General features: G+C 70.8%; 19 protein-coding genes and 1 pseudogene. 10 read left to right on the top strand and 10 right to left on the bottom strand.

Features of this window, described 5'->3' with window-relative positions:
• Positions 1-108: pseudogene (locus tag D7147_RS32655) on the top strand (IS5/IS1182 family transposase); the annotation flags it as partial.
• 80 nt (positions 109-188) lie between these two features.
• Here D7147_RS32655 and rox read toward each other — a convergent pair.
• From rox to D7147_RS11820, 3 genes are all read right to left on the bottom strand, one after another.
• Positions 189-1,730: a rifampin monooxygenase gene (gene rox, locus D7147_RS11830; protein WP_120676634.1), complete on the bottom strand. Its 1,542-nt coding sequence runs from the start codon at positions 1,728-1,730 to the stop codon at positions 189-191.
• 151 nt (positions 1,731-1,881) lie between these two features.
• Positions 1,882-2,253, bottom strand: a complete 372-nt coding sequence (locus tag D7147_RS32650; RefSeq protein ID WP_199734150.1) for a hypothetical protein — start codon at positions 2,251-2,253, stop codon at positions 1,882-1,884.
• An 80-nt stretch (positions 2,254-2,333) separates the two neighbouring features.
• On the bottom strand, positions 2,334-2,804 hold the full coding sequence (locus tag D7147_RS11820) for a RidA family protein (protein WP_233563087.1): 471 nt from the start codon (positions 2,802-2,804) through the stop codon (positions 2,334-2,336).
• A 61-nt stretch (positions 2,805-2,865) separates the two neighbouring features.
• Between D7147_RS11820 and D7147_RS11815 the strand changes: the two genes are divergently transcribed.
• Together D7147_RS11815 and D7147_RS11810 are read left to right on the top strand one after the other, a co-directional pair.
• Positions 2,866-3,840 (top strand): helix-turn-helix transcriptional regulator, encoded by a 975-nt coding sequence (locus D7147_RS11815; RefSeq protein ID WP_120676631.1) that lies wholly within the window; start codon positions 2,866-2,868, stop codon positions 3,838-3,840.
• A 297-nt stretch (positions 3,841-4,137) separates the two neighbouring features.
• On the top strand, positions 4,138-6,039 hold the full coding sequence (locus D7147_RS11810; protein ID WP_120676629.1) for a S9 family peptidase: 1,902 nt from the start codon (positions 4,138-4,140) through the stop codon (positions 6,037-6,039).
• A 171-nt stretch (positions 6,040-6,210) separates the two neighbouring features.
• Here the strand turns inward: D7147_RS11810 and D7147_RS11805 are convergent, their stop codons facing one another.
• Positions 6,211-7,221 carry a hypothetical protein gene (locus tag D7147_RS11805; protein ID WP_120676627.1) on the bottom strand — a complete coding sequence of 337 codons (1,011 nt, stop codon included), beginning with the start codon at positions 7,219-7,221 and terminating at the stop codon, positions 6,211-6,213.
• Entirely contained in the window at positions 7,218-7,457 is a 240-nt protein-coding gene (locus D7147_RS32420; protein ID WP_199734165.1) for a hypothetical protein, read from the bottom strand. The genes D7147_RS11805 and D7147_RS32420 overlap by 4 nt, the downstream gene beginning before the upstream one ends.
• Between D7147_RS32420 and D7147_RS11800 the strand changes: the two genes are divergently transcribed.
• From D7147_RS11800 to D7147_RS11790, 3 genes are all read left to right on the top strand, one after another.
• Positions 7,354-8,025 carry an ISAs1 family transposase gene (locus D7147_RS11800; RefSeq protein ID WP_325050647.1) on the top strand — a complete coding sequence of 224 codons (672 nt, stop codon included), beginning with the start codon at positions 7,354-7,356 and terminating at the stop codon, positions 8,023-8,025. The two genes, D7147_RS32420 and D7147_RS11800, sit on opposite strands and share 104 nt — an antisense overlap.
• Before the next feature lie 86 nt (positions 8,026-8,111).
• Positions 8,112-8,591 carry a hypothetical protein gene (locus D7147_RS32120; protein ID WP_147437389.1) on the top strand — a complete coding sequence of 160 codons (480 nt, stop codon included), beginning with the start codon at positions 8,112-8,114 and terminating at the stop codon, positions 8,589-8,591.
• A 1,066-nt stretch (positions 8,592-9,657) separates the two neighbouring features.
• Positions 9,658-9,849: a hypothetical protein gene (locus D7147_RS11790; protein ID WP_120676621.1), complete on the top strand. Its 192-nt coding sequence runs from the start codon at positions 9,658-9,660 to the stop codon at positions 9,847-9,849.
• A gap of 368 nt (positions 9,850-10,217) precedes the next feature.
• Here D7147_RS11790 and D7147_RS11780 read toward each other — a convergent pair whose 3' ends face one another.
• On the bottom strand, positions 10,218-10,790 hold the full coding sequence (locus D7147_RS11780; RefSeq protein ID WP_120676620.1) for a peptidoglycan-binding domain-containing protein: 573 nt from the start codon (positions 10,788-10,790) through the stop codon (positions 10,218-10,220).
• A 302-nt stretch (positions 10,791-11,092) separates the two neighbouring features.
• Between D7147_RS11780 and D7147_RS11775 the strand changes: the two genes are divergently transcribed.
• Entirely contained in the window at positions 11,093-13,846 is a 2,754-nt protein-coding gene (locus D7147_RS11775) for an AfsR/SARP family transcriptional regulator (RefSeq protein WP_233563086.1), read from the top strand.
• A 369-nt stretch (positions 13,847-14,215) separates the two neighbouring features.
• Here D7147_RS11775 and D7147_RS11765 read toward each other — a convergent pair whose 3' ends face one another.
• Positions 14,216-15,682 carry a hypothetical protein gene (locus tag D7147_RS11765; protein ID WP_120676616.1) on the bottom strand — a complete coding sequence of 489 codons (1,467 nt, stop codon included), beginning with the start codon at positions 15,680-15,682 and terminating at the stop codon, positions 14,216-14,218.
• A gap of 290 nt (positions 15,683-15,972) precedes the next feature.
• Between D7147_RS11765 and D7147_RS11760 the strand changes: the two genes are divergently transcribed.
• Positions 15,973-17,001 (top strand): aldo/keto reductase, encoded by a 1,029-nt coding sequence (locus D7147_RS11760; protein ID WP_120676614.1) that lies wholly within the window; start codon positions 15,973-15,975, stop codon positions 16,999-17,001.
• Between the two features lie 10 nt (positions 17,002-17,011).
• Here the strand turns inward: D7147_RS11760 and D7147_RS11755 are convergent, their stop codons facing one another.
• The 3 genes from D7147_RS11755 to D7147_RS11745 all read right to left on the bottom strand — a co-directional run bounded on the left by D7147_RS11755 (position 17,012) and on the right by D7147_RS11745 (position 21,265).
• On the bottom strand, positions 17,012-18,223 hold the full coding sequence (locus tag D7147_RS11755) for a low temperature requirement protein A (protein ID WP_147437388.1): 1,212 nt from the start codon (positions 18,221-18,223) through the stop codon (positions 17,012-17,014).
• Between the two features lie 171 nt (positions 18,224-18,394).
• The gene (locus D7147_RS11750) at positions 18,395-19,951 is read right to left on the bottom strand and encodes an ArnT family glycosyltransferase (protein WP_407663333.1); all 1,557 of its coding nucleotides are present in this window, start codon (positions 19,949-19,951) and stop codon (positions 18,395-18,397) included.
• A 75-nt stretch (positions 19,952-20,026) separates the two neighbouring features.
• Positions 20,027-21,265: an MFS transporter gene (locus D7147_RS11745; protein WP_120676610.1), complete on the bottom strand. Its 1,239-nt coding sequence runs from the start codon at positions 21,263-21,265 to the stop codon at positions 20,027-20,029.
• Between the two features lie 74 nt (positions 21,266-21,339).
• On the opposite strand from D7147_RS11745, the gene D7147_RS11740 reads away from it, so the two are divergent.
• The gene (locus D7147_RS11740) at positions 21,340-21,831 is read left to right on the top strand and encodes a MarR family winged helix-turn-helix transcriptional regulator (RefSeq protein ID WP_120676809.1); all 492 of its coding nucleotides are present in this window, start codon (positions 21,340-21,342) and stop codon (positions 21,829-21,831) included.
• Positions 21,832-21,888: 57 nt separating this feature from the next.
• Positions 21,889-22,404 (top strand): DUF2087 domain-containing protein, encoded by a 516-nt coding sequence (locus D7147_RS11735; protein WP_120676807.1) that lies wholly within the window; start codon positions 21,889-21,891, stop codon positions 22,402-22,404.
• Positions 22,405-22,409 lie beyond the last annotated feature (5 nt).

Here is a 22,409-nt window from a genome sequence, read left to right as displayed (position 1 = left end):
TTCAACCGGCTCAAACAGTGGCGGGACCTGGCCACCCGCTACGCCAAACGCGCATCCCTCTACCGAGCCAGCCTCGTCCTCATCGCCGCCATCATCTGGCTTCCATGATCGGCAGGACAGGACCTAGCCGGGAGGCGGCCGGGCGGGCCGAGTGGCCCGCCCGGCCGCACCTCGAACGGTTTCCCGAACTAGTTGGGCCTGCCGAACCAGCGGTAGAGGTGGTCGTCCAGGTCCTGCTGGTCGTCGCCGACCCAGGCGACGTGGCCGTCGGGGCGGAGCAGTACGCCCGGGAGGTCCAGCGCCGCAGTGGGATCCGCCAGGTGGTCGACCCGGTCCGCCCAACCGCCGACGGTCAGGCGTTCGGTGCGGTCCAGCAGCAGCCCCCGGCCGCGATGCAGCAGACCGTAGAGGTTTCCCTGCTTCACGTCGATGTCGTGCAGGCGGCGGCCCAGCAGGTCGGAGCCCTCGCCGAAGTCGTAGCGGATGCCGATCGCGGTGACCTTCTCGATCAGGTAGCGGTTCACCTCGTCGAAGTCCATCAGTTCGGTCAGCAGCCGGCGCACGGCCCGCGGGCCCGGTTCGGTGGAGAACAACTCCATCTGGGCGCGGGTGTGGTCCAGCACCCCCTCGGCGACCGGATGACGCTCGGCCTGGTACGTGTCGAGCAGGGTCTCCGGCGCCCGGCCGCGGATCTGCGCGGCCAGCTTCCAGCCGAGGTTGACGGCGTCCTGAACGCCCAGGTTGAGGCCCTGCCCGCCGGCTGGTGGATGGATGTGCGCCGCGTCGCCGGCCAGCAGCACCCGCCCGACCCGATACCGTTCGGCCAGCCGGGTGGCGTCGCCGAAGCGGGACAGCCAGCGTGGGGAGTGCACGCCGAAATCGGTTCCGGCGACGGCGCGCAACTGTTGTGCGAAGTCCTCGAGGGTGGGCGGCTCCGCGCGGTCGCTGACTCCGGCGGCGGGGACCACCACGCTGTACACCCCTGCGCCGAACGGCCTGAGCTGGAACTGCCTGTTGGTCTCGCCGACCTCGGCCAGCTTGGCGGCGACCTCCTCCTGCGACACACCCACGCTCATCTCGCCCATCAGCGTCTCGGTCCGCGCGGGCTCGCCGGGGAAGCCGACGCCGAGCAGCTTGCGTACCGTGCTGCGCGCGCCGTCGCAGCCGACGAGATAGCGCGTACGCAGCTGTTCCCCGTCGGCCAGTTCGACGGTCACACCGTCGTCGTCCTGGACGAAGCCGGCCACCGCGCAGCCGCGCCGGACCTGCGCACCCAGTTCGATCGCGTGTTCTTCGAGCAGCTGGACGATGACCGGCTGCGGGATGCCCAGCAGGTAGGCGTACCTCGAGTCCAGGCCCGCGGGCGCGGGTTTGTCGATGCCGGCGAGGTAGGCGCCGGCCGGACGCTGCCGCCCGCGTTCGCGGATGCGCTCCAGCAGCCCGCGCATCGCCATCAGCTCGATGCTGCGAATGTGCAGTCCGACGATGCGGACGAACGACACGGGCTCGGTCTCCCTCTCCAGCACGAGTACCCGCACCTCGTGCAGCCGCAGCTCGGCGGCGAGCATCGCGCCGGTCGGCCCGCAACCGGCGATGATCACATCGAAGTCACCGGGCGCGCGATCGGCGCCGGAGGCGGGTGAGGGGAGTGCGGGGACGTCGCCCGCGGTGGAGTCGCGCTCGACCGCGTCGGTCGACGACGGCTCGGCGGTGAATGGCAGAGAGTGCATGAGGTGTTGCCTTTCGGGAGTGCCTTGTCGGCAAGGCGCTCCCGGCGACACCTACGTCAATCGCCCGACCGTGACGGGTAGGGGGAGCACCCACATCGCTGCAACGTTCACGGGTCTCACCTCCTCGGGCGAAGTCACGGGCAACTGGAAGTTACAAGCCGAGCATCATCCCGTCCAGTTCTTTACGCGCCACGTGATCACGCCTCACGGCCGAGCCGATTCTGACCGAGGCCGGTGTGGTCGTTGGGCGGATCCGGTGGCGGCCGGGCTGGCCCCGATCACGGTCGACGGTCTGATCCTGGAGTTGGCGTAGTTCGGTGGTTTGGGCAAGCTCGGGGTGGCGCTCGTAGGCGATCCGGGCCGAGGCGAGGGCCGCCTGCAGCCGGAGTGAGTTCGCCCAGGCGTACTCGGGTCCGCGGACACCGCGGCGCTGGCGTACGTCGAGCAGCAGGCGGACGTCTGCGTGCCGCAGTCGTTTCGGGAAGGATTCGCCGTCGAAGCCGTAGACGCCGATCGTCACCATTCTGAGCACCGGAGATCACCCCTGTACCTGCTGCTCGTGCCGGTTGAACCGGCACGAGCAGCAGCGGCCGCGAGGTCGCGTCACGCGACGGCGGTTCCCTCGAGTTCGACCATCTGGCCAGGGATCGCCAGCCGTGTCACCTCGAGCATCGTGGTGGTCGGCGCCACCCTGGCGGCACCCAACCGCGACGCCAGCACGCCGTAGTGCGGGAACAGCAGCTCAACGTCGATGGTGTAGACGTTGAGTCGGACGAGATTCGCGAGGGACATGCCAGCCTCGCCGAGCACGGCCTCCAGGTTGTCGAGGCTCAGCGCCAACTGTGCGGCCATGTCGCCGTCATGCTGCGGCTTGCCGTCACCGCTCATCGCGGTTTGTCCGGAGCAGTACAGGGTCCGGGCCTGCCCGGAAACGATCTCCCCCTGGTTGAATCCCATCTCCAGCGACCACGTCACCGGGTTGACTGCCGTTCGATCCACTGCCACATCAGCTCCATTCGATTCATCGGGAGTGCGCACGTCCACGGGCTCGATAGCCACGGTCGCCGACGTCACGTTGATAAGCCTGGCAACGAAACACGACATCCTGTGTCGTGTATTGCTGTAGGGTTTTCCGATGCGCGCCGACCGGTTGGTCTCGCTGGTGCTGCTGCTGCGCCAGCGCGGTCGGCTGTCCGCGGCCACGCTGGCTCGCGAGCTGGAGGTGTCGACCCGCACGGTGCTGCGCGACATCGAGGCGCTGTCCGCAGCGGGCGTCCCGGTCCACGCCGAGCGCGGTCGGCACGGCGGTTTCGCATTGTTGCCCGGTTTCCGGACCGAGCTCACCGGACTGAACCACGACGAAGCGCTCGCCCTGCTGGTCGCCGGATCGCGGCGCGGCGCGCGAGCATTCGGCCTCGGCTCGGCGCTCGCTTCGGCCATGCGCAAGGTGGTTGACGCGCTGCCCGAAAGCTATCGGGCCACTGCGGCAGGCGCGGTCCAGCGCTTGCTCATCGACCCGGAGACCGACCTCCTCTCGCGCCGGCTGGTCGCTGACGAGGCGCCCGAGGCCGTAGTGGCGGAGGTCCGGCGCGCGGTGTTCGCCGGACACAAGCTGCGCATCCATTACGCGGCTGTGCACCAGACCCCGAAGTGGCGCACCGTGGACCCAATCGGCCTGGTCACGGTACGCGAGCAGGGCTACCTGCTGGCCATGAGGGCCGGCGTGGACCGTACCTACCGGCTGTCCCGGATTTTGGCCGCCGAGGAACTCCCGGAACCGGCACAGCGACCAGACCGGGTCGATCTGGACCGAGCCTGGCAGGAACGCAGCACGCAGTTTCGGACTGGCGGCGAACAAGTCACCGTGCTGGTACGAATGAACCCGGCGAGGCGGGAGGACCTGGTGGGCACCGCGCTGGCCGTCCGCGCCGAGGAAACCGACGCAGACGGCTTACTGCGGCTGGAGGTGACCTTCCAAGATCCGAGACACGCCGAATGGGCGCTGTGGCAGCTCGCCACGAACGCGGAAGCCCTGGGCCCGCAGTGGTTGCGGACGTCCCTGCGCAACCGCGCTGCCGCGGTCGCCGCCCGCTACGGAGTGCCATCCTGAGAGTTCGACCAGGACTTCTCGCGGTGTGACTGCTCCCATGCCGGCCAGCAGCGGCGGGTTACCTCCACGCTGTGATCGCGCAGGTGCGACGGTGATTCCACCGCCGCGCGTGCCCGCCACGCCGCAGCCGGCGGCGATCTGTTCGGCGAGGATCCTCTCCGCCTACTGCAGACCCGAGCGGACGTTTGCTCGTACGAGCCAGTCGATCCTCGGCACTTCAATGAGAACTCGCCAGTGCACTGTTCCAGCACTGGATCGGTCGCGTGTTGCTCTGTTGACTGCTGGCAGACTTATCCCATGACAGGCCTGACCGCCGAGCTCGTGGTCGATGGTCGTGACCCGCGGACCCCGGCGCTCGCCCCGGACGGGCGCCTGCTCTGCTACGTCCTCGCTCCCGCCACCCGGACCGGTGACCACCTCGACACCGAACTCTGGCTCGTCGACACCGATGGTGTCGTCGCATCGCGCCGGGCGACCGCTGACACCGCAACCGAATCCCGGCCCCGCTGGTCGGTCGACTCGCAGACGCTCTTCTTCCTCTCCGACCGTGCCGACCGCGGCACCCCGCAGCTGCACGGGCTCACCCTCGCCGACGGCACGACGACCACGTTGACCAGCTGGCACGGCGGCATCATCGACCACCTGCCGCTCACCGATCCCAACCTGGTCGCGCTGCTCGCCGAGGACGAACCCACCGAGCAGGACGCCCAACGCGCCCGGGACCGCGACGACGCGATCGTGGTCGGCGAGAGTGAACCGCGGGTCCGGTTGCGCCTGCTCGACCTGCGCACCGGCCGGGTCACCACCCCGGATGCCTTCGGTGACCGGCACGTCGTGGAGCTGCGGCAACGTCCCGACGGCGGACCACTCGCCGTGCTGACCGCTGCCAGCGCCGACAACGACTACGGCCCACGCACCGGCCAACTGCACCTTTTCGACCCGACGACCGGGGCTGCGGAGAACCTCGGACCGGTCGCCGCCGACGCGCGATCTCTGGCCTGGTGGCCGGGCGAGGACGGTTGGCACCTCGGTTACCTCGCGCTCACCCCGCCGATGCTGCAGGCCGGCACCGCCCTGATCGACCTGGCGGTAGAGAACCGCGTTCTGCGCAACCGCACCGCTGGTCTCCCGATGTGCCCCACCGAACTCTGCCAGACCGATGCCGCCCCACTGGTGGTCTTCGCCGACGGGCTGAACGCGACCCTGGCCCGGCTCGGCCCCACCGACCTCATGCCTCTGTCGCATCACCCCGGACGCCTCGACAACCTGACCGCTACCCCTGGTGGCGAGGAGATCGCGGTACTCACCGGCACCCGCTACCAACCCGCGAACGTCCATCTCGGGCCGCCGACCGGGCCGCTGCGCAGAATCACCAACACCCGCCCGGAGCTGGACGGCATCGCGCTCGGCACGCAACAACCGTTGGCCTACCACGCCGCCGACGGCCTCGAGCTGGACGGCCTGCTCGTACTGCCGGTCGGGAGAAGCGCGTCCGAGGGCCCGTTCCCGCTGGTCACGATCGTGCACGGAGGCCCGTACGATCGCTACGCCGATCGTCTCCAGTTGTCCTGGTCTCCCAGCGCGCAGTGGCTGGCCGCCGCCGGCTACGCGGTGTTTCTGCCCAACCCGCGCGGCGGTCAGGGCCACGGCCAGCACTTCGCCGCCAGCGTCGCCGGTCGGGTCGGACAGCAGGAGTGGACGGACATCCTTACCGGCATCGACCTGCTGATCGCCGAGGGCATCGCCGATCCGGACCGGCTGGGCATCGCCGGCTGGAGCCACGGCGGCTTCATGTCCGCCTGGGCCGTCGGCCAGACCGACCGTTTCCGCGCCGCGCTGGTCGGCGCCGGTGTCACCGACTGGGGCATGCTCGCCGCGACCGGGGAGAACGGCCAGTTCGAAGCCGCCCTCGGTGGCAGCACCGGCTGGTCCGGCATCGGCCCGCATCCGCACGACGCGGTCAGCCCGATCTCCTTCGCCAGCCAGATCCGCACTCCGGTGCTCATCCTTCATGGGGCTGAGGACACCAACGTTCCCCTCGGACAGGCCGTGTACCTGCACCGGGCGCTGCGCCACTTCGACGTCGAGCACGAGTTCGTGATCTACCCGAGAGAGGGTCACCCGATCCGGGAGCGCCAACACCAACTCGACGTCCTGCACCGGACTTGCGCCTGGTTCGATCGCTGGCTCCGGCTTTGACCGGGGCGCGTGGACCAGACGTCGTTGCTCCCCGACCGGTCGTCGCCGACCTGAGCTGACCGCAAGATTCCAGGGGGACCCGTTGTCTCTTCTCGTTTGAGTTGGCGAGACTGTGCTTGGTTGACCTGCGGTTCGCCAGTTGGGTTCGGTGTGGTCACTGGTCATCGTTCCTCACTTGAAGTGGCGAGTTTCGGGGAAGGGCGTCCGGCTGAAGCCGTTGTGGCGTTCGTAGAACTCGGTGCGGATCTTCCGGTGTGTGTGGCGGAGCTGGGATATCCACTGCTGGATCGGGTTGGTCACCCAGTCGTAGCCGCTGCGGCGGCGTAGGCGCATCGATGGACGTCCGAGCCAGTCGGCGAAGTCACGGGGTTGATTGAGTCGTGCGGCGATGCGCCTGTAAAAGTTCGGCATCTCCAGCTCGCGGACCATCGCGACGTGCCGGCGCCATTCGAGATCGCAGAAGATCTCGGCCAGCGCGACGGCTTCGGGATAGACGAGCAAGTCAGATGGGTTGAACGGGCTGTGATGGCCGGCGAGGAGTCTGCCTCTGGCCTGCCAGCGGTCATGCAAGCGGGGGACGGTGCGAAAGCTTCGGCGCGCCCACTCGCTGACGATCCAGGTGGCGCGGTGAAGCTGCTGATAGGTCCACTGGCGGTCACCGGTGGTGGCGAGCAGCCGGCCGTGGCGGCGGTGGGCGGTGATGATCTCCGGGGTGTTCGTGAGGTCTGTCTTGGTGGCAAGCCAGCGGCGATGTTCGCGGCAGAGCGTGGGGAAATACAAGGTGTAGACCTTGACCGCTGGACGGCCCGGGAGCCGGGCGGTGCAGTGATCGCAGTGGTCGCGCAGGTTCCATGCCTTGACGACGCGGATGGCCGGGACTTCCGTGGGGGGCGCGTTGCCCGGGTGATGAGGCCCGGGCAGCACCGTTTTAAGATGACCCTGCGGTGTGCCGGCGAAAGTCTCCAGCCGTTGCAGGGCGAGTGGGTTGAGATGGACGTCGTAGTCGTCAATTAAGTAGCGGGTCAGGCCTCTGCTGGCCTGACCGAGAGCGCCGAGGAGGATGGTGGGCCGGGCGAGGTCGTTGGCGCCGGCGAGCCGGAAAACGTAGGAGATCGTCGTCTCGCCCTGGATCGGTCTGACCTGGACCGGTAGCTGTTGGGCGGTCTGCTGCCACGTCCTCATCGCTGACCTGCCCGGCGCTGGCGGGGTGGGGTGAACTGAGCCTGGGCGGCGATGTCGAGAATGACCGCGTCGAGATGAGCCTTGGTGATCTTCTCGGTGCCGTCGATGATGGCGTCGTTGGCGGCTTCGTGGATGAGCTGGTCGAGACTGCCGATCATGCCGCCGGTGCGGTCGTGCAGGTGGGCGGCCTGCTCGACGAGGGTTCCGGGCTGGTGTACCGCGGACGCACTACACACGGTCAAGGCCACCGCCGACTACGTCCACCGCCGCGGCGGGTTCTTCCTGCTCCCGGTGAAGCAAAACCGCGCCGCGCTGTACGCCGCCTGCGACACGCTGCCCTGGGCGGACACTCCAATCGCCCACCAGCACACCGACATCGGCCACGGACGGATCACCCGCCGCACCATCCGGGTCCTACCCGCCCCCGACACCCTGCCATTTCCCCACGTGCAGCAGGTGTACCTGATCGAACGCTACGTCACCGACACCGCCGGGCGATCACCATCGGCGGCTGCCGCGCTCGGCGTCACCAACCTGCCCCCGACCAGGCCAGCCCCACCCAGCCTGGCCGGCTACGTCAAAGACCACTGGGGCGTGGAGTCCCTGCACTGGCTACGCGACACCTGCTACCGCGAAGACGCCAGCCGAGCACGCACCCGATCCGGCCCCAGAATCCTCGCGTCCCTACGTAACCTCGCCATCGGCGCGTTGCGCTTGGCCGGCCGCCGCGACATCGCCGAAGCCACCCGATGGGCAAACCGCTACATGAACAGGCCATTCACCATCCTCGGCCTCACACTATGATCTTGAAAAAACAGCCGTGACCAGATCACTGACGCTGTGAAACCAGCACTCGCAGTATGCTCGTACCTCTGCACGGCGGAGGTGAGATGCGCGGCGCAGTCGGCGATTACCCGAGCAAGCGGCTGGGTCATCAGGTACGCGTGGAGCGTTTGGGCAACAAGACGATTCACACCTACGGTACCTTTCCCATTCCGGTCCGCAGGCCGGCTCATGGCACCAGCGTGTCGGAGCTGAGCTGCGGCAAATGCGGTACGCGCTTGCGCGTTCGGGTCCGCAATGCCGCAGGTACGAGATGGGCGCGCAGGGTATGGCTGACCGCGGCGGTGCCCAGCATCCTCCTCACCGCCGCCGCCATCTTCGTGTTTGTCCAGTTCGACCGTCCGCCTCCGGACAACAGGCCCTACGTCACGCCGCTGTGGGTCGAGCTGTCCTTCATACCGGCCGGTCTCGGGATTGCCGCGTTCCTACTCTGCGTCCTCATGTGGTGGCACACAGACGGAGTCAGGTTGATATCCAATCGGGGCTGGGAACACCAGCTGGTCTATGCCAAGCGCAGGAAGGGCTGAGCTGGTGGATCAGCTCACCCCGGACCGGTCGGCCAACACCGGTGGGCCGGGTTCGATCTGGTGATGACTGGGCTCATCTGCGCACCGTGTGCCCTCAGCCCATAGATCCGGTCGAGCAACTGGGTGTCGTCCCCGCGCGGGGCGGACATGACAGACTGAGGCACGCGAAGCTCCGGGGACGGTAGGTCTGTGGTAGGACCCCTTGTCATACCGGGGCTTCGCCCTACTCCACATGCGACACGCTGCCGCCGTGCCCGTGATGCCGAACGTCACTACCGGCCGCTCACCCTATAGATCACCGATCTTGAAACAGCCGTGGCACCCGGGCGAACCCGACGAGCCGCTCGGCCGGTCGATCAACGACTGTCACCACAACATCGGATCCGGAGAGTATTCCGCGCGCTTCCGCCTCCGTACGTTCAGTTGCCCACCATGCCGAGGCGAACAGCTTCATCAAGCGAGGCACATGAACGGCCTCGACGTCATACGAGATGTCATATGCGGAGTGGGTCACGGCCTCAGCGTTCCAGATCTTCCCTCGGCGGCCACAGCCCGTCCCGTCGTCGCTCGCCACGTTGGTTGAGAACTCGCCAACCCTTCGCCACAGCGGTGAGCCGACTCGCCAGCTTGGCTGCGAAGCGACAGGACCCGTGCTGAGGCACGTGTCCGTCTGACAGGCGCTGGCGACGGTCGGCGCTCATTACCGGATTACCGGTAATGACAATGCGATAAATTATGCGGACTATTTGGACATAACGCGGCCACATCATAATGACTGTTATGTGCGGCGAGGAATCCGCGCGCGTGCTCGCTTCCGTGAGGCTGTCGTCCTGGCTCAGTGAAAGTGATGCCGTAGCGTCGCCGGGGTGGGTCTGCTGTTGGCGCTTCGCCCTCCACAGCCGCGTTCGAAGAGCCTGCGTCGTGCTACCCGGACGCAGCGGCGTGAGCGCCACCGCGCTCACGCCGAAGAGTGGGCTACGGCCGAGGAACGCGGGTTGCTGCTTGACGTGTCGGTTGAGGAGCTGCTGCCGTTGATGAACGCGGCCGGGGGAATCGACTTCCGATCTTGGGCCAGCTGGACCCATGGTCGGATGGCGTACTCAGCCGTGAGGATCTGCCGCAGCTCGACGCCGAAATCGACCGTCTGGAGGCGGCGGCGGGTAACGACGTGGAGCGTGGGCTGGTGGCGGCGCTACGGGCATTGCTGACGCGGTGGCGCGACGAGCCCGGCCTGGTGCTCCACTGGTACGGAGATTGATTCCGTTCGGCGACAGGGATGTTGCCCGACATGGGTCAACTTCTTTGCACGCAAGGCGGACGGAACGGGCGTCGTGGTCGACTCCCGCCCTGCGTCCCAAGTCAAGCCGCGCGACGCGGTGGGATTCGAGGCCACCGTGCGGGCCTGCGCGGATATCGGTTGGGACTGCCGGCTGGTCCACGGACATGAAGCGGTGTGGTTGGCCAACGTGCAGTGGTTGGCCGGGTATCGACATCCTCGCCATCTCGTCGAACCTGTCGCGGCCTTCCGGCGGCGGCGGATTGATCGTGGAGGTGTCGGGCGGGGGAGAGGCGGACGTCCGGCCGCCCCTCGTCGGCGGCGGGCGACCGGACGTCGTCATGGCGAGATCAGCAGGTGCGGGAGTTGTAGGTGGCCCAGTAGGGGCCGCCGCCCTGGGGCGGGTAGAACCTGTAGTTCCCGTCGGGCGAACGCTGCAACACGAACTCGTGTGAGCTGTACGTGCTCCTGGAGCCCCGTGCCCCCTGGTACACCACGTACAACCATCCGTTCTGGTTGTCGCGCTGCACGAGCTTGTCGCCAGCCTTCGTCCAGCTGTTCCGGCCGGCGGAGCCGTCTGCGACGAGGCTCTTGTCGCGCTGGAAATTCCTCGTCGCGGCATCGGTCTGGTCGCCGAAGACGCCGTCGATCCCGGACGAGGGCAGGTAACCATTCGCCCAGAGAATGGTCTGCCACAGACAGGCGACGTTCGAGTTGCGGTGCGTGGAGACGTTGACGACGCCCTCGTCATCGAAGTCGTCGGGTACCACGCCGCTGCCGTAGACGTACGCCCGGCCGGAGTAGGAGCCACTGGCCGCAGCGGGCGTGGCGGTGGCGACGTTGATGCCGATGGCCAACAGCGCGCCGACTACCGGGACAGCAGCCTTACGGAGCACGCGGCGGGTGGAGTGGAGCGAAGACATGCATCTCCTTCGTTGTGAATCACTCGGGGCGGAACGATGACAAGGGACAAGCTGGGCACGGCGGCCGCTCGGTGGCCTCACCGCGGGCGCTGTCGAATCGAGCAGTGTGGACGGTCGAACGGTACGGTGGGGCCCGTACAATCGCCGCACAATCGGCGTACAGACCAGCTACCCGGTCCTGTCATCTGGGTATGGCGCACCCGATGACAGATCGCAGCGCCACACGTGAGGTGCCTGTGCGTTTCGACCTCCTCGGCCCGCTCCGGGTGTACCGCGAAGGCCGGCCGGTTCCGCTGGGCTCGGTGAAACAGCGTCTCCTCTTGGCCACCCTGCTGCTGCGCCCGAATGAGGTGGTCGGCTCCAACGAGTTGGCCGCGATGCTGTGGGGCGACGAACAGCCGGCGTCCGCCGCGGCGAACCTGCGCACCTACGTGCGGGGGCTGCGGCAGTCGTTGGGTGGCGGGGCGCCCTGGGATGGGATAACCGCTGCGGCCGGCGGCTACCTGCTTCGGGTGGGGCCGGGCGAGCGGGACCTGGACCTGTTCGACGCGGCGGCGGCGCGGGGCCGTGACGCTCTCGCCGTATCGGATGTCGACCGCGCCGAGGCCGAACTCTCCGCCGCGGTGGGCCTGTGGCGTGGGGCCCCGCTCTCCGACCTGCCCTTGCGTTCGGCGCTGGCGCGGCGGGTGGCGCAGGTGGAGGAGCGCCGGCTGCTCGCCGAGGAAGACTACGCCGAGGCGGTGCTGGCCCTCGGCGCGCCGGCCGAGGTGGTGCACCGGCTGCGGGGCCTGCTCGACCGGCATCCGCTGCGGCAGCGGGCGTGGGGCCAGCTGATGGTGGGCCTGTACCGCATCGGCGACGTGGCCGGTGCCCTGGAGGCCTTCCGGCAGGCGCGGCATGCGCTCGCGGAGGAGACTGGCCTCGATCCCGCGCCGGAACTCACCAGGTTGTACGACGACATCCTGCATCACCGCCCGGAACTGGCAGCGAAACCACCAACAGGCGGGGACGGGCCGACGCCGGTCACGGCACCGGCGCCGGCGCCGCTCGTCCAGTACCCCGAACAGCTACCGCGTGGGGTGCCGGAGTTCGTTGGTCGCAGCGCCGAGTTGACCAGCCTCGACGCCCTCCTGGACGACGGGGCACGGAGGCCGACGACCGTGGTCATAGCCGCGGTGTCCGGCATGGCCGGAGTCGGCAAGACCGCCCTGACGTTGCACTGGGCGCACCGGGTGGCGGACCGCTTCCCCGACGGCCAGCTCTATGTGAACCTTCGCGGCTATGACGAGGCCGGTGCGGTGTCCCCGCCGGACGCCCTGTCCGGCTTCCTCGAAGCGCTCGGCGTGCCCCACGCCCGGATACCCTCCGGCATGGAGGCCCGGACCGGGCTCTACCGCAGCCTGCTGGCCTCCCGCCGGATGCTCGTGGTGCTCGACAACGCTCGCGACTCCGCCCAGGTTCGCGCCCTGCTGCCCGGTGGCGGTGGCTGCATGGTCGTGGTCACGAGCCGCGACCGGCTCGGCGGCCTGATCGCCGCCGAGTGCGCCACGCCGTTGACACTCGGCGTACTCACGGCGGAGGAGTCGATGAGCCTGCTCGCCGGCCGGCTCGGCGCCGGCCGCCTGGCTTCCGAGCCGACGGCGGTGACCGACATCGTCGAGGCCGCCGGCCGTCTCCCACTGGCTCTGTCGATAGTGGCGGCCCGCGCCGCCACTCATCCCACGTTTCCGCTCGGCGCCATCGCGGCCGAACTGCACTCGGCCGAGGCAAGGCTGGACGCGCTGGCCGACGGCGACGTCCGGCGCGTCTTCTCCTGGTCGTACCTGGCGCTGGGGCAGGACGCGGCCCGGCTGTTCACCCTGCTGGGGCTGCATCCGGGCCCGGACCTGACCGCCGCCGCGGCCGCGGCGCTCGCCGGCGTGTCCACTGCGGCCGTCACGCCGCGACTGCGGGAGTTGACCCGGCTCCACCTGCTGAACGAGCACACGCCCGGCCGGTACGCCTTCCACGACCTCCTGCGCGCCTACGCGGCCGAGCTCGCGGAGTCGTCGGAGCACGCCGACGAACGCGCGGCCGCCCGGCAGCGCCTGTACGACCACTACCTGCACGCCGCCTATCGGGCCGCGCGGCTGCTCCAGCCGCAGTGGCCCCCGATCGATCCGGTGCCGCCGCTGCCCGTACCCGCCCGGCGGCCGGTGACCGATCACGACGACGCGCTCGCCTGGTTCACAGCCGAGCACCAGGCCCTGGTTCGGGTGGTTCGGCAGGCCGCCGAGTACAGCTTCGAGGCGTACGCCTGGCAGATCGCCTGGTCGTTGAACACCTTCACGGCGCCGCGCGGCCTGTGGCAGGATCAGCTCGCCACCCAACGGGTCGCGCTGGCCGCCGCAGAGAGGATCGACGACCTCGCCGGCCAGGCCGCCGCCAACCGGCTGCTCTCCCGCGCACTGACCCGACTCGGTGACCACGACGCCGCCGAGCACCGGCTGAGGCGGGCACTCGAGCTGCACGAACGCCTCGGCGATCCGACTGGTCAGGCCCAGACCCTGCACAACTACTGTGAACTCTGCTACCTGGACGGCAGGCTCGACGAGGCGCTCGCGCACGGTCGTGAGGCGCTGCGGCTCTACCGGCTGGCCGGTAACCGCTCGGGGGAAGCCCGGACACTCAACGCGATCGGTTGGCTGTTGGCTACTACCGGCGACTATGCGCAGGCCATCGAGAGCTGCACCGAAGCACTCGCCCAGCAGGAACAGAGCGGCGACCGCAACGGCCAGGCCGCGACGCTGGACAGCCTCGGCTTCGCCTATGACCGCCTCGGCGAACGCGACCGCGCGGCCGACTGCTACGAGCGAGCGATCCAACTCTTCCGCGACTCCGCCGATCGGTATCACGAGGCGGAGACCCTCATCCGGCTCGGGGACACCCGGGAAGGGATGGGCGACCAGGCCGCTGCTGCCGCCGCCTGGCGCCAGGCCGTACGGATCTACGAGGACGTGGGCGACCCCGCGGCCGAGGAGACCCGCCGCCGCCTCGAACGCCTGGCTCCCTCCTAGAACAGGACGAGCGACTCCTTCACCCCTCATCGTTCGGCGCGGCGGCGACCGGGTACGCCGAGCACCGCTTGGACTACGCCCAGGCCGCGGCGCGTAGCGGCCAGGTCTGCGGCGCGTGGGCCCGGATGCTGGTCCGCTAGGACGAGGACGTCGCGCTGGCGGTCGAGGCGGCCCGGCATTACACGGTGGGTGATCCGACCGGCGAGGCGACCCGGATCGGCCCGATGGCCTCCGAGGCCCACCGGGCCAAGGTGAACGGGCACCCCAGGTTGGCCCGCAGCCTGCGCCATTGCTCGGCGTCCAGCACTTCTGACCCGGACCCGCCTCGGCACGGTCGAGGTCCGGCAGGGCGGCCGGCCCGCGCCGAACTCAGGTGCGGGCGCCGCCGAGCCCGAGCAGCACGGCGAGCCCGAGGGCGCTGCGCGGGGCGTACGGGACCCGCCACAACCCGCCGTGCGCCGCGGCGTACGCCTCGTCCTGCCAGGGTTGGGCGAACGCCGGGCCGCCGGTGCGCAGGTTGTGCACGAGCAGCGCGGCCATCAGGGTGTTGCTGGTCGCCGGGTCGAACACCTCGATGCCGAACCGGTGCGCCCCGGCGTACGCGGCGGCGAGTGCCCGGTTGCGCAGCACCGAACGGGTCCGGGTGGGCGGTGCGACGGTGAACGTCACGGTCGCGCCCGCCTCCCGTGCGACGGTGGCCCGCCACCGCTGCAACCGTTTGGCCAGCGCGTAGTTGGGTCCCTGCTGCGCTACCAGACTGTCGTTGACGCCGGGATCGGCGCCCGGCGGATAGCTACGCCGTAGCAGCCGGCCGGCGGAGAGCATCCGCAACGCGCGGTGGGTGTTTCCGCGCTTCGCGTACCCCTGGTCGGCGTGGCTTACCGCGTCGGCGGGGACGGCGAAGACGTCGGTGGGGGTGGCGAGGAACGCCAGAGCCGTGTCCGGGCGGTGCTCCTGGAGGTGCCGGGTGAGCGCGTCGACGGCCACCGCGACCCGGACGTTCGTGGCCCCGTCGGCGTAGACGTAGTTGCCGAGCACGAGTCGGCCGTCGAACTGTCGCAGCCACTGGGCCACCTGCGGCAGCCGGTGCAGCAGGTCGGCGCCCGCCTGCGCGGCGAGCGTCCGGTCGTCGCCGTCGGCGGCGCTGCCGGGACGCAACGGCAGGTGGAGTCGGCCGCCGTGGCGGCGGGCCGTCTGCACCAGGCGCCGCCAGATCTCCGGCCGGGGCAGGTCGATCGCCACGACCTCGCCGCCCCACCGCAACACCGACGTCAGGGGACCCATCTCGGCGCCCGCGCCGAGCACGACGATCCGCTGGTCACGTAGGTCCAACCAGTCGGGGTTCGCGATCACCGTGGCCACCGCCTCGGCGCACGAGGGTTCGACGACACCCGCCGTCACCCAGGCGTCGAGCCGGCGGCGCAGGTCGTCGCCGCGCAGCCGCTGGCCGCGGTACGGCAGCGAGAGCTCCCGCTTGACCGGGCCGGCGCCGGTGACGGTGGCCGTACCCAACGCCGGTTGGTCGCCGGAGGCCGAGAAGACCTCACCGAGCCCCGCCTCGCGGCCGTCGTCGTCGATGACCGTCATGCGGCCGTGCAGGGAGGCCAACCCGGCGCGGGCGATGGTGAGCGCGGCGTCGGCGGAGAGCAGCCCCGCCTCCACGAGCCGGCGGAAGTGGCCGAGGTAGCCGTGCCGCCAGTCAGTCTCGTGCTCGGCGGATCGGGCGCCGACCGGGTCGACCGCGCGCAGCGCGTCCGCGACGACCGCCCGGCCGAGCGCGGTGGTGCTGCGCTTGCCCCCGGTCACGGGAAAGACCACCCCGGTCGGACCCTCCACGGTCGCTCCTTCCCGTCCCGGCCGTCGCACACCTCCGCGCCACTCTGCCTGATGCCGAGCCGGAGCGCACGGCCGCGTCGATGCGCTCTGCTCGCTAGGGCAGCTCCCTCGGGGCGGTTCGCGCCGCCGACCAGGGCGGGGAGGTCCCGACCGGCCACACGCGACGTTTCGCGCCCGGAGTTCACTGCGCCGTCCCGGCGAGGCCGCGGGAACGGGTCGTACGCCCCGGAGGGTGGGCGCGCGAACTCCGGTGCGAAGATCGGCGCTGTTCCTCGACCGGAAGGAGAGCAATGCGCTACCGGACCCTGGGCGCCACCGGCACGGTGGTGTCGACCCTCTGCCTCGGCACGATGACCTTCGGCTCGGAGACCGACGAGGCGGGCAGCTTCGCCCAGCTGGACCGGTTCGTCGAGGCCGGCGGCACGTTCATCGACACCGCCGACGTCTACTCCGCCGGGATCTCGGAGGAGATCGTCGGTCGGTGGTTGCGGGCGCGGCCCGGCGTGCGCGACCGGGTGGTGCTGGCCACCAAGGGCCGGTTCCCGATGGGTACGGGAGCCAACGACGCCGGCCTGTCCCGGGTGCACCTGACCCGCGCCCTGGACGCGAGCCTGCGGCGGCTCGGGGTGGAGGCCGTCGACCTCTACCAGGCGCACGCCTGGGATCCGCTGACTCCGCTGCCGGAGACGCTGCGCTTCTTCGACGACGCGATCCGCGCCGGCAAGATCCGTTACGCCGGGGTCAGCAACTTCACCGGCTGGCAACTGCAGAAGGCGGCGCTGCTCACCCAGCACCTCAACCTCAACCCGATCGTGACCCTGCAGCCGCAGTACAACCTGCTGGCTCGGGAGATCGAGTTCGAGTTGGTGCCGGTCTGCGAGAACGAGGGCATCGGCATCCTGCCGTGGTCCCCGCTCGGCGGCGGATGGCTGACCGGCAAGTACCGCCGGGACACCCCGCCGACGGGCGCCACCCGGCTCGGCGAGAACCCCGAGCGCGGCGTCGAGGCGTACGCGGGACGCAACGCCGAGGAACGCACCTGGCGGGTGCTCGACGCGGTGCGGCGAATCGCCGACGACCGGGGCGTGTCCATGTCGGCAGTGGCGCTGGCCTGGTTGGCGGCCCGGCCGGCGGTCACCTCGGTGATCCTCGGAGCGCGCACCACCGAGCAGCTGGACGACAACCTCACCGCCGCGGATCTGCTCCTCGACCCGGAGCAGATGCGCCTGTTGGACGAGGCGAGCGCCCCGCCGGTCGGCGACTACCCGTACGGCCTGCCGGGCGTGCAGCAGCGCGGCCGGGACCTGCCGACCGGCTGAGCCGGCCGTTTCACAGCCCGGGGCCGGGCCGGGAGTGCTCGGCCTCGGCCTGGGCCTCGGGGTCGCGGCGTCGCCGCGACCGTGCGACCACGAGGTCGGTGACGACCACGCCGGCGAGCACCGCCACGGCCGCGCCGGCGACCAGCAGCGGGGGCCAGGCCGGGGCGAACGGCATCATGGCGCCCAGCACCGGGATCCAGACCAGCCGGCGCGCGGACGGACCCTCCTGGACCAGGTAGGTGAAGAGGGTCCGTCCGGTGATGAAGAGCACCGGGCCGCCGAGCATCAGCACGACCGCGTGCAGCGGCGTCGTCCCGGTCGGCTGGTGGACGACCCGGTCCGCGCCGGCGGCGACGAGGACCACTCCGACCAGCGTCACCAGGTGGGTGTACGGCGCCAGCCGGGCGGCTCGACCCCGGCGGCGCTTGGTCATCTCCAGGATCGAACCCGACCGGTACACGTAGAGCTGCCAGAGCAGCAGCATCGTCACGAAGGCGATCAGGAAGCCGCCCAGCCGGGAGAGGGCGAAGTCCGAAGAGCTGATCTTCAGGGTGGGCACGAGGATGATGTCGCCGAGCGCCAGGATGACGAACTGCTGGTACCGCTCGCCCAGGTGCTCGGTCACCTTCTCGTACTGGTCGAGTGGCACCCGCCCCAGGAACGGCGTCGGATAGCGTGCCGCCGTCGCCACGTACTCGATGGTCAGGGCGGCGGCCCAGAGCGGCCAGTGCGGCTGGTTGGGCAGCAGCGCCCCGATGATCCACAGGATTCCGGAGACGCTGAACCAGAAGAAGAACCGGGTGGCGCGCTCCTGGGCCTTGTGCCGGTGCCGGTGCAGGATGCCGACCAGGATGATGCCGCGAATCACGTGCGGTGTGACGTACGCCAGGGCGAAGAGCAGTGGGTGCCCGTCGACGGCTCTCGGCACCGTTGCGGCCGTTCCGACGGCACCGAACGCGGTCACCATGAGGATGGCCTGGAGGGGCCGCTGCTCCGGGTCGTAGAAGTCCGTGGTGATCGCGGTGACCGACCAGGTCCACCAGATGGCCATGAACAGCAGGAGCGCGTGTCCGGTGGTGGCCCAGGACTCGCCCTCGGCGATGGTCATCGAGACGAGCGCGATGGCGGCCACGAAGACCACGTCGAAGAGCAGCTCCAGCAGCGTGGCGCGGTTCGACGCGTCCGGCCGGCGCACCAGGCTGGTGGCGCCTCCGGTCGTCATTCCGGCCTCCCGCCCCGTCGCGCCCGGATCGCGGAACTCCCGGCGCCGCCGGGCGCACGGCAGCCGCACGGCGGCGCGGCCGCATCCTGGGAGGAATTATCGATGCGGCCGCGCGGGGTCGTCCCCGGTTCCGGGATTCCGCCGGCCGTCGGGGCTCGGTGGTGTATCCGGTCAGCCGGCGTGGCGTACCTCGGTCTCCCAGATCTGGGCCCACGGCCGCCGCAGCCCGGTGCAGAGCCAGATCGGGCCGCCGTTCTCGTCGTTGTCGACGTCGACCCGTTGGTCTACCCGGCCGGCGAGCGTCACGTTGGTGAACCAGGCGCGCAGCCGGTCGGGGCGTTCCCAGCCGACGGCGATCACCACGTCGGCGTCGGTGGGGGGACGGCCGAAGTCGGCCATGCTGTTGTGGCCGGAGTAGGCCGGCGGCAGTCCCCGGGATGGGCCGTACCGGGCGATCGCGCCCGCCTCGCCGTAGTTCGCGGTCAGGATGACCGCGCGCTGGCGCTGTGGATCGGGCAACGCGCGGTGTACGGCGGCGACGGAGTCGGCGAACTCGGGCCAGCCGATCGTCTCGCCGGCGTCGTAGTTGACGGCGGTCACGAAGCCGGGCAGCCGGTCGGCGGGCAGGGTGGGCAGCAGCAGCACCCCGTTGGGGGCGACGAACAGCAGCGCACCGACGATCAGCAGTACGCGCTTCGGCGTGGTCGCGCCGCGGCGGGCCCAGGCGACGGTGAGTACCGCCCCGGCGGCGGTGAGGACCAGCAGCAGCGGGGCATCGTAGTAGCCCTTGCCTCCGGCGAGCAGCACGACGGCGACCACCACCAGCCAGGCCCAGGCCAGCGTCCGGTAGGCCCGCCACGCCGGCCGGCGCAGCAGGGCGACGAGCCCGGCGATCCAGATCGGCACGGCGTACGGGCTGATGATGACGAACTGGAGGGTGAGCGCGTCGACGCGCCCGCTGTAGGAGCTGTCCCCGTCGGCGATGGCGGCGGCCACGGAGAGCTGCGGGAAGCCGTGCGCGGCCTGCCAGAGCAGCGTGGGCGCGGCGAGCAGCACGGCGAGGCCGGCGGCGGCGAGCACCCACCGGTCGCGCAGCAGCCGGCGCGGCCCGGCGATGGCCACCCCGGCGACGAGCCCGACCGCGAGCAGCGCGGGCAGCAGCTTGTTGAGCATGCCGACGCCGAGGGCCAGCCCGATGCCGATCGTCCACCGAGGGTCGCCGGTGCGCAGCACCCGCACGGCGAACAGCGCCACGACCAGCCAGACGAGCATGTCGACGGTGGTGGTGCTGAGCAGGTGCCCGGTGGCGAGCACCAGCCCGGAGGTGCCGGCGAGCAACGCCGCGAACGCCTGGGCGCCCCGTCCGGCGCCGAACTCGCGGGCGATGGCGGCGACGAGCAGGACGCAGCCGCCGCCGATCAGCGCGGACGGGGTACGCAACGCCACCAGGTTGCCCGGCGCGACCGTGTCGATCAGTCGGGCCAGAGCCGGAACCAGTGGGCCCTGGTCGACGTATCCCCAGTCGAGGTGACGTCCGCACAGCAGGAAGTAGAGCTCGTCGCGGTGGTAGCCGTAGCGGTTGGCGAGGAGCAGCAGCACCACGGTCACCGCGGCGGCGACGAACCAGGGCCCGCGGGCGCGCGGGCCGGGGGCGGGCGGAGCGCCGGACTGGGTGGAGTCGTCGCCACGCGAACGGCTCAGCTCGCTGACGGATTCGGCCACGTCCATATCATGGCGGTCCACGCCTGTCGTGTGCTGTCCCGGTGGCCGTGCGTGTCGTAACGGAACGGCCACGGGACGGCATCACCGAGCGGGCGCGGTGGCGGGAGCGGGTTCCGGTGGCATCGGCGCGGGCCAGTTCAGCCGGCGTACGTCGGGGACCAGCGCGGTGCCGGCGCAGGCCACCAGGACCAGCACACCGGCGACGGCCAGGGGCAGCGGCTCACCCCAATGGCGCGCGGCCAGCGGCGCGAGGAGGTAGCCGAGTGGGGTTGCGCCGAGCGACACCAGCCAGTCGTACGAGGTGACGCGGGCCAGTACCTGCGGTGGGAACTGGCTCTGCACCACGGTCTCCCAGACCGGGTTGAGGAATCCGAGGGCGGCCAGCGCGACGCCGTACGCGACGACGACGGTGGCGGCCGGTGCGGCGACGGCGAGCAGGATCAGCGGCGCGGCGTAGCTGGCCAGGGCCAGATTGGCCGTCAGGACGGGGCGGCGGGGCCGGAACCGGCCGGCGATCAGCGCTCCGGCGACCATGCCGACCGCGCCGGCCTGGAGCATCAGCAGCCAGACTCCTTCGCCACCGAGGCGGTCGACGGCGACGGCCGGGCCGAGGGTGATCAGCACCGCGGCGGCGCCGTTCCACGTTCCGTGGCCGAGCAGGCTGCTCCAGAACCAGGTCCGGGCGCGGACCTCACGCCAGCCGTGCAGCAGGTCGGCGGTGAGCGAGCGGCGCTGCGGCGGCGGGACGTGGCGCACCGCGATGACCGCGAGCAGGGTGGCGCTGACCGCGAAGGAGGCCGCGTCGAGGACGAACGCCCAGCCGGGGCCCGCGGCCCAGATGAGGGCGCCGGCCAGTGCCGGGCCGGCGAGCCGGCTGGCGTTGGCGCTCGCGCCGAGCAGGGCGTTCGCCCGCTGCCGGTGTGCCGCGTCGACGACTCCGGCGACCAGCGGCGACGCGGTGGGCAGGGCGAACGCGGCGGCGGTGCCGCCGACCGCGGACGCGACGGCGAGGTGGGTCAGCGACGGGTCGCCGCCGAGCAGCTCGACGCCGACCACGAGCTGGGTGGCGCACCGGGTGAGGTCGGCGAGGACGGCGACCCGACGGGCGTCGAACCGGTCGGCTGCGACGCCGCCGACGGGGAGCAGGAGGAGCCGGGGGAGCATCGCCGCCGCGAGGACGAGGGCCAGCGCGCTGGTCGAGCCGGTGGCGCGCAGCACGGCGAGGGCGAGCGCGGCGGGGACCACGGCGTCGCCGACGGCGGAGACGGTACGGCCGAGGAAGAGCAGCCGGAAGGCGCGTAGGCGCAGGGGGTGGGTCACCGAGGCAAGATACTTCGACACCGAATATTTCGGCAATGAATATTTTGTTACCGCAGTACTATCGCGCTGTGACGATGCCCGACCGCGCCGACCGGCACGTGCGACGCTGGCTGCCCGTACTGCCCGACCTCGATCCGGACGTGGAGGCCGCGGTGACGCGGATGCAGCTGCTCACCCGGCACCTGCGCGCCGTGAAGGAGCGGGCGCTCGCCGATGTGGACCTGCCGGCGCACGAGTACGACACCCTGCACGCGCTCGCCGGTCGCCAGGGTCGGGCCGCCCCCTCCGAGCTCGCCGAGGACCTCGGCGTCGCACCGGCCTCGATCACCGCTCGCGTGGACTCGCTGGTGCGGCGGGGCTTCGTCGAACGGATCCCCTCCAGCACCGATCGGCGGCGGGTGGACGTGGCGCTCACCGACGCCGGGCGCGCCGCCTGGCGGGGCGCGCTGGACGTCCGAGGCGCCGAGGAGCAGCGGCTGCTCGGCGTGCTCGACCCGGGCGAGCGACGTCTCCTCTCCGACCTGCTGCGCCGCGTCCTGCTCGCCGCCGAGCAGCCGGCCGACTGACCGGCGCGCCAAAAATCGTGTGGCGGGTCACCGGCCACCGCTGGCAGGGTGACCGGCATGACGGCACATGTTCTCGCCGGCGCGCTCGCCGATGACGTACGCCGACGCGTCTTCGCCGCGATCGCGCTGGGCGCGACCGACACGGCCCAGATCGCCGAGCGCGCCGGAGTGCCCGCGCGGGAGGCGGTGACCGCGCTCCGCCGGCTCGCCGCGGCGGGCCTGGTCGTCGACGTCGGTGGCGTGGTCACCCTCGACGAGGCGCGGCTGCGTGAACTGGCCCGCACGCCGCACCCGACCCGCCCCGCGGCGAGTCGTGAGGAGACGGTGCTGCACACCTTCGTCCGCGACGGGGTGCTGGTGGGCCTGCCGGCGCAGCGGGCCCGGCGACGAATCGTGCTTGAACACATCGCGCAGCGGTCGTTCGCGACGGACACCCCGTACCCGGAGAGCGCGGTGAACGATGCCCTGCGCCCGTGGTGCGCCGACGGCGGCTCCGACCATGTCACGCTGCGCCGCTACCTGGTGGACGAGCTGCTGCTCACCCGGCAGCAGGGCGTCTACCACCGACCCTGAGCGGT

The organism is Micromonospora musae (assembly GCF_003626545.1).
Taxonomy (GTDB): Bacteria; Actinomycetota; Actinomycetes; order Mycobacteriales; family Micromonosporaceae; genus Micromonospora; species Micromonospora musae.
The sequence above is the reverse complement of the archived record's forward strand: the minus strand, read 5'-3'. Positions and strand labels throughout refer to the sequence as shown.

What these genes read in the sequence shown, in the direction of transcription:
- D7147_RS11810 (WP_120676629.1), top strand. Translation starts at nt 4,138, where the DNA reads ATGACAGGCCTGACCGCCGAGCTCGTGGTCGATGGTCGTGACCCGCGG.
- D7147_RS11760 (WP_120676614.1), top strand. Translation starts at nt 15,973, where the DNA reads ATGCGCTACCGGACCCTGGGCGCCACCGGCACGGTGGTGTCGACCCTC.
- D7147_RS11735 (WP_120676807.1), top strand. Translation starts at nt 21,889, where the DNA reads ATGACGGCACATGTTCTCGCCGGCGCGCTCGCCGATGACGTACGCCGA.
- D7147_RS11740 (WP_120676809.1), top strand. Translation starts at nt 21,340, where the DNA reads ATGCCCGACCGCGCCGACCGGCACGTGCGACGCTGGCTGCCCGTACTG.
- rox (WP_120676634.1), bottom strand. Translation starts at nt 1,730, where the DNA reads ATGCACTCTCTGCCATTCACCGCCGAGCCGTCGTCGACCGACGCGGTC.
- D7147_RS11780 (WP_120676620.1), bottom strand. Translation starts at nt 10,790, where the DNA reads ATGTCTTCGCTCCACTCCACCCGCCGCGTGCTCCGTAAGGCTGCTGTC.
- D7147_RS11750 (WP_407663333.1), bottom strand. Translation starts at nt 19,951, where the DNA reads ATGGACGTGGCCGAATCCGTCAGCGAGCTGAGCCGTTCGCGTGGCGAC.
- D7147_RS32650 (WP_199734150.1), bottom strand. Translation starts at nt 2,253, where the DNA reads ATGGTGACGATCGGCGTCTACGGCTTCGACGGCGAATCCTTCCCGAAA.
- D7147_RS11805 (WP_120676627.1), bottom strand. Translation starts at nt 7,221, where the DNA reads ATGAGGACGTGGCAGCAGACCGCCCAACAGCTACCGGTCCAGGTCAGA.
- D7147_RS11800 (WP_325050647.1), top strand. Translation starts at nt 7,354, where the DNA reads ATGAGCTGGTCGAGACTGCCGATCATGCCGCCGGTGCGGTCGTGCAGG.
- D7147_RS11815 (WP_120676631.1), top strand. Translation starts at nt 2,866, where the DNA reads ATGCGCGCCGACCGGTTGGTCTCGCTGGTGCTGCTGCTGCGCCAGCGC.
- D7147_RS32120 (WP_147437389.1), top strand. Translation starts at nt 8,112, where the DNA reads ATGCGCGGCGCAGTCGGCGATTACCCGAGCAAGCGGCTGGGTCATCAG.
- D7147_RS11755 (WP_147437388.1), bottom strand. Translation starts at nt 18,223, where the DNA reads ATGACGACCGGAGGCGCCACCAGCCTGGTGCGCCGGCCGGACGCGTCG.